The organism is Nonomuraea terrae, assembly GCF_004348995.1.
Taxonomy (GTDB): domain Bacteria; phylum Actinomycetota; class Actinomycetes; order Streptosporangiales; family Streptosporangiaceae; genus Nonomuraea; species Nonomuraea terrae.
Genome location: NZ_SMKQ01000376.1, coordinates 1 through 4,019, shown reverse-complemented (window position 1 = coordinate 4,019; position 4,019 = coordinate 1). Strand labels below are relative to the sequence as shown.

Genomic DNA, 4,019 nt, shown 5'->3' with positions numbered 1-4,019 from the left:
GCCCGACCCCCACGCCCACCAAACCGCAGCAGTAGGCCGTCACACCCCCGTCGTGTTGCGGGGGTAGGCGACCTGCGGGTCGGTCGCGATGTTCACCATGTACGGGATGCCGGAGTCGAACGCCCTGCGCAGCGCCGGGCCGATCTCCGACGGCTTGGTGACGAGCTCGCCGCCGCCGCCCAGCGCGGTCACGACCTGGTCGTAACGGCAGTGCGGCTGCAGCTCGGCGGCCACGTCGTAGCCGTACAACAGCTGCATGGGGTGCTTCTCCAGGCCCCAGATGCCGTTGTTGCCGCAGACCATGACGACCGGGAGGCGGTGGCGGACCAGGGTGTCGACGTCCATCAGGGAGAAGCCTGCGGCGCCGTCGCCGAGCAGCAGCACGACCTGCGACGAGGGCCGGGCCAGGCGGGCGGCGATGGAGTAGCCCAGGCCGGTGCCGAGACAGCCGTACGGGCCCGGGTCGAGCCAGTTGCCCGGCTGCTTCGGCTCGACGTACTTGCCGGCGTAGGAGACGAAGTCGCCGCCGTCGCCGATCACCACGGCGTCGTCGTCCAGCACCTTGGCCAGCTCGCCGTACACCCGCATGGGGTGGACCGGGTCGGAGTCGGCGGCCAGCAGGTCGGCGTCGCCGGCGATGGCCGCGGCGGCCGCCGCGGACAGTTTCGACGCCCAGGAGGCGTACTTGTCGGGCTTGACCCCCGCGTCGGCGCAGGCGCTGCCGAGGCTCCAGAGCACCACCGACAGGTCGCCCGCGGCGGAGGCGGCCGGCCGCATGTGGGTGGCCAGCTGCGAGGGCGCGTCGACGATGTGCACCACCTTGGCCAGCGGGGCGCCGTCCTTGCCGCCGAACCAGCCGTAACCGAGGCGGAAGTCGAGCGGCGTGCCGACCACGATCACCAGGTCGGCCTGGCCGAAGGCGAGGCCGCGGGCCCGGGTGACGAGCAGCTCGTGGCCGGACGGCAGGATGCCGCGGCCCTGGCCGTTGGGGACGACCGGCAGCCGCCAGGTCTCGGCGAAGTCGCGGGCGGCCTCCTCGGCGCGGTCCATCCACACGTCTGAGCCGTAGACGACGACCGGACGCTCGGCCTCGGCGATCAGGCGGGCGACGGCGGCCAGGTCGTCGGGGTCGGGCTCCAGCGGCGACGGGGACTGCGTGCGCACCTCGTGGACGGGCGACGGGGAGAACAGGTGGTCCATGAAGAAGTCGAGGAAGACCGGTCCGCGGTGGGGCGCGAGCGCCGTGCGGAAGGCCGACTCGACGTCCTGGCCGACGGACTCGGCGCCGGAGGCGGTGAACGCCAGCTTGGTGATCGGCTCCAGCAGCGGCGGGTGATCCATCTCCTGCAGGGCGCCGCTGCCCCAGCGCGACTGCGGCGCCCGCCCGCCCAGGACGACCACCGGGGAGCCGTTGAAGTGGGCGGTCGCGACGCCGCTGACGCCGTTGGTGATGCCGGGCCCGGCGGTGAGCACGGCCAGGCCGGGTTTCCTGGTCAGCCGGGCGGTCGCCTCGGCGGCGAAGACCGCGCTCTGCTCATGGCGTACGTCGAGGATGCGCATGCCCTCGTGGACCGCGCCGTCGTAGAGCGGGAAGACATGCCCTCCCGACAGGGTGAACATGGTCTCGACGCCATAGGCCTTGGACACGGCGACGGCGGCGTCACCGGCGTGCTTCGCAGACTCCATGCCGGGAACTTACCAACCAGTCACACCGGTAAACAGACTTTGGGCACGGCATCACCCGCAGCACGTGGACAGCGAGACGGTGCCGCGGGGCGCCCGTGCGGTGATCTTGCGTGTCGACCGTTCGTCGCGTTCGACGTCCACGCGGCTGCGGGCGGCCTCCAGGTCCACGTCGTAGGCGACGGCGGGCGTGCGCACGGTGACGTCGCCGCGCGTGCGCACCACGGCCCTGACCGTGTCGGGCGGCTCCATGAAGCTCACCTGCACCACCCCGGATCCCGTCTCCACGTCGGCCTCGCCGCCGGCGAGCCGCTCGGCGAGCACGTCGCCGGTGCCGGTCCGCACCCGCAGGGGCCCCGCGAGGTCCATCACGTGCACGATGCCGGACACCGACGTCAGCCGCACACTGCCGAACAGGTCGCTCGCGAACAGGGGGCCGTGCGACATGTTCGCCTCGACGTCGGTCTCCGGCGGGACGCTGACCGCGTAGTCGGCGTGGCAGAGGGGACCGGCCGACTGGTCGGAGCCGGGGCAGACGGCTTCGAGGCGCAGGGTGGCCGTCCGCTCGTCCCAGTCCTCCGTCACTGTCGGCCGGTCGCGCGACCAGCGCAGCGAGCGGCCGATCCACAGCTCGCCGGCCCGCCCGGAGGTGATGGACAGGCTCACGTCGCCCTTGCCCACGATGATCCGCACCTGCTCGTGGGCGAACGGGATCGAACGCGTCGTGTCGTCGCGGGGCGTCCTGGCGCGGGCGAACCCGTGCCAGAGCACCGTCGTGGAGGCCACGAGCGCGACCACCGTCAGCACGGCCCCGGCGGCCAGCCAGAGCGCCCTCACGGCAGGCTCCTGGTCTTGAGGAACTGCAGCACGGCGAGCACCCGCCGGTGGTCGCCCTCGGCCGGCGCCAGGTCGAGCTTGGCGAAGATGTTGCCGATGTGCTTGCCGACCGCGCCCTCGCTGAGCACGAGCACCTGCCCGATGCCGGCGTTGGAACGCCCTTCGGCCATCAGCTGGAGCACCTCGTGCTCGCGGGGCGTGAGCCGTTCGAGCGGGTCGCTGTGGCCGCGCAGCAGCAGCTGGGCCACCACCTCCGGGTCGAGCGCCGTGCCGCCGGCGGCCACCCGGCGCAGCGCGTCGAAGAACTCCGCCACGTCGGCCACCCGGTCCTTCAGCAGGTAGCCGACGCCGCCGGTCGCGGCCGAGGCGAGCAGCTGGGCGGCGTAACGCTCCTCGACGTACTGCGAGAGCACCAGCACGGCCAGGCCCGGCAGCCGGCGGCGCAGCACCAGCGCGGCCCGCAGGCCCTCGTCGGTGTGCGTGGGCGGCATCCGCACGTCGGTGACGACCAGCTCGGGACGGTGCTCCTCGGCCGCGCGCAGCAGCCCCTCGGCGTCGCTGACGGCCGCCACGACCTCCATGTCCGCGGCGTCGAAGAGCCGGATCAGGCCCTCGCGCAGCAGGACGGAGTCCTCCGCGAGCACTACTCGCACGGCAGTTCCACCTCGATCGTCGTCGGGCCGCCCAGCGGGCTGGACAGGCGCAGCGTCCCGTCCACGGAGTCGATCCGCTGGCCCAGGCCGCGCAGGCCGGTGCCGCCGTCCATCCGGGCGCCGCCGCAGCCGTCGTCGTACACGAGCAGGCGCAGCCGGTCGCCCTCGCGCCGCACGGTCACCTCGGCCCGGGTGGCCGCGGCGTGCTTGGCGATGTTGGTCAGTGCTTCGGACACGATGAAGAAGGCCACCGCCTCGATGGTCGGAGTGACGCGCCGCTCGATGTCGACGCGCAACTTCACGGGAAAGGGGGCACGGGCGGCGACGCCGGACAGCGCCGCGTCCAGGCCCTGGTCGTTGAGCACGGCCGGGTGCAGGCCGCGGACGAAGTCGCGCAGCTCCTTGAGCGCCTGCTTGGCCTCCTCGTGCGCCTGCTCGATGGCCTTGCGGGCGGGCTCGGGCAGGTCGGTCAGGGTGGCCCTGGCCAGGCCGAGGTTCATGGCGAGCGACACCAGCCGCTGCTGGGCGCCGTCGTGCAGGTCGCGTTCGATCCTGCGGCGTTCCGCGTCGGTCGCGTCGATCACCCCGGCCCTGCTCTCCCGCAGCGTCTCGATGCGCCGGTCCAGCTCGTCGCGGCTGGGGCCGAGGAGCGTACGGGCCACCGACAGGTCCAGCGCGGCCATGCCGCGCGCGAGCACGGGCGCGAGCAGCAGCAACACCAGCCCCACCGCCATGAACACGGCCAGCACCCGGTTGTCCCTCAGGTCGAGCGGGAACTCCATCGGCGGCCGGTGCAGCTGCGGCGGCAGGAACGCCAGCAGGCCCACCACCGCCCCGCCCCACACC

4 protein-coding genes are annotated in these 4,019 nt (G+C 73.3%); all 4 read right to left on the bottom strand.

What is annotated here, in order from left to right:
- Window positions 1–39 precede the first annotated feature (39 nt).
- The gene (locus tag E1286_RS46420) at window positions 40–1,686 is read right to left on the bottom strand and encodes an acetolactate synthase (protein WP_132623685.1); all 1,647 of its coding nucleotides are present in this window, start codon (window positions 1,684–1,686) and stop codon (window positions 40–42) included.
- A gap of 51 nt (window positions 1,687–1,737) precedes the next feature.
- The gene (locus tag E1286_RS46415) at window positions 1,738–2,520 is read right to left on the bottom strand and encodes a DUF4097 family beta strand repeat-containing protein (RefSeq protein ID WP_132623683.1); all 783 of its coding nucleotides are present in this window, start codon (window positions 2,518–2,520) and stop codon (window positions 1,738–1,740) included.
- Entirely contained in the window at window positions 2,517–3,173 is a 657-nt protein-coding gene (locus tag E1286_RS46410) for a response regulator transcription factor (protein ID WP_132623681.1), read from the bottom strand. The genes E1286_RS46415 and E1286_RS46410 overlap by 4 nt, the downstream gene beginning before the upstream one ends.
- On the bottom strand, window positions 3,164–4,019 hold an 856-nt coding region (locus E1286_RS46405), incomplete at its 5' end, for a sensor histidine kinase (protein ID WP_187368334.1). The genes E1286_RS46405 and E1286_RS46410, both read right to left, overlap by 10 nt.

Excerpts from the sequence above, each read along its gene's own strand:
- E1286_RS46420 (WP_132623685.1), bottom strand. The coding sequence starts at position 1,686 with ATGGAGTCTGCGAAGCACGCCGGTGACGCCGCCGTCGCCGTGTCCAAG.